This window comes from Blastococcus aurantiacus, from assembly GCF_900102425.1.
Classification (GTDB): domain Bacteria; phylum Actinomycetota; class Actinomycetes; order Mycobacteriales; family Geodermatophilaceae; genus Blastococcus; species Blastococcus aurantiacus.
This window is the reverse complement of the sequence record NZ_FNBT01000014.1, coordinates 1-1,769: the sequence shown is the minus strand read 5'-3', so window position 1 is coordinate 1,769 and position 1,769 is coordinate 1. Positions and strand designations below refer to the sequence as shown.

1 rRNA gene is annotated in these 1,769 nt (G+C 58.3%); it reads right to left on the bottom strand.

The features are described 5' to 3' along the window. Positions 1-84: 84 nt before the first annotated feature. Positions 85-1,603, bottom strand: a 16S ribosomal RNA gene (locus tag BLS70_RS20345). Positions 1,604-1,769: the final 166 nt, after the last annotated feature.

The window sequence follows — 1,769 nt, the reverse complement described above, 5'->3', positions numbered from 1 at the left end:
CACCCCTCGAGATTGAGGGACACGTCGGTGTCCTGGCGCGGCTCTGCACCGACAAGCTGAGCTTGCCGGTGAAGTGCTCCTTAGAAAGGAGGTGATCCAGCCGCACCTTCCGGTACGGCTACCTTGTTACGACTTCGTCCCAATCGCCGATCCCGCCTTCGACGGCTCCCTCCACAAGGGTTGGGCCACCGGCTTCGGGCGTTACCGACTTTCGTGACGTGACGGGCGGTGTGTACAAGGCCCGGGAACGTATTCACCGCAGCGTTGCTGATCTGCGATTACTAGCGACTCCAACTTCATGGGGTCGAGTTGCAGACCCCAATCCGAACTGAGACCGGCTTTTTGGGATTCGCTCCACCTCGCGGTATCGCAGCCCTTTGTACCGGCCATTGTAGCATGTTTGCAGCCCTAGACATAAGGGGCATGATGATTTGACGTCATCCCCACCTTCCTCCGAGTTGACCCCGGCAGTCTCCTATGAGTCCCCACCATGACGTGCTGGCAACATAGAACGAGGGTTGCGCTCGTTGCGGGACTTAACCCAACATCTCACGACACGAGCTGACGACAACCATGCACCACCTGTGCACGGCCCTTACGGACCCACCATCTCTGGAGGATTTCCGTGCATGTCAAGCCTAGGTAAGGTTCTTCGCGTTGCATCGAATTAAGCAACATGCTCCGCCGCTTGTGCGGGCCCCCGTCAATTCCTTTGAGTTTTAGCCTTGCGGCCGTACTCCCCAGGCGGGGCGCTTAATGCGTTAGCTGCGGCACGGAACTCGTGGAATGAGCCCCACACCTAGCGCCCAACGTTTACGGCGTGGACTACCAGGGTATCTAATCCTGTTCGCTCCCCACGCTTTCGCTCCTCAGCGTCAGTTGTTGCCCAGAGACCCGCCTTCGCCACCGGTGTTCCTCCTGATATCTGCGCATTTCACCGCTACACCAGGAATTCCAGTCTCCCCTGCAACACTCTAGTCTGCTCGTATCGACTGCAGGCCTGAGGTTGAGCCTCAGGTTTTCACAGCCGACGCAACAAACCGCCTACGAGCTCTTTACGCCCAATAATTCCGGACAACGCTTGCACCCTACGTATTACCGCGGCTGCTGGCACGTAGTTGGCCGGTGCTTCTTCTGCAGGTACCGTCACTTTCGCTTCGTCCCTGCTGAAAGAGGTTTACAACCCGAAGGCCGTCATCCCCCACGCGGCGTCGCTGCGTCAGGCTTTCGCCCATTGCGCAATATTCCCCACTGCTGCCTCCCGTAGGAGTCTGGGCCGTGTCTCAGTCCCAGTGTGGCCGGTCACCCTCTCAGGCCGGCTACCCGTCGTCGCCTTGGTAGGCCACTACCCCACCAACAAGCTGATAGGCCGCGGGCCCATCCCCAGCCGATAAATCTTTCCACCACCAGACCATGCGGTCAGCGGTCATATCCAGTATTAGCCCCAATTTCTTGGAGTTATCCCAGAGCTGAGGGCAGGTTGCCCACGTGTTACTCACCCGTTCGCCACTGATCCCCCACCGAAGCGGGTTCACCGTTCGACTTGCATGTGTTAAGCACGCCGCCAGCGTTCGTCCTGAGCCAGGATCAAACTCTCCGTAGATGATTTGATCGCAGCTGAGAACCGAGAGCTAGCACTCTCGATATCAATCAACCAAAGGAATCCCTGCCCCGACCACAAGTAGCCGGGACACGGGGTATTACTTGGCACTGACTTTCGGCACGCTGTTGAGTTCTCAAAGAGCGGACGCGCAGACACTCGACCCTTC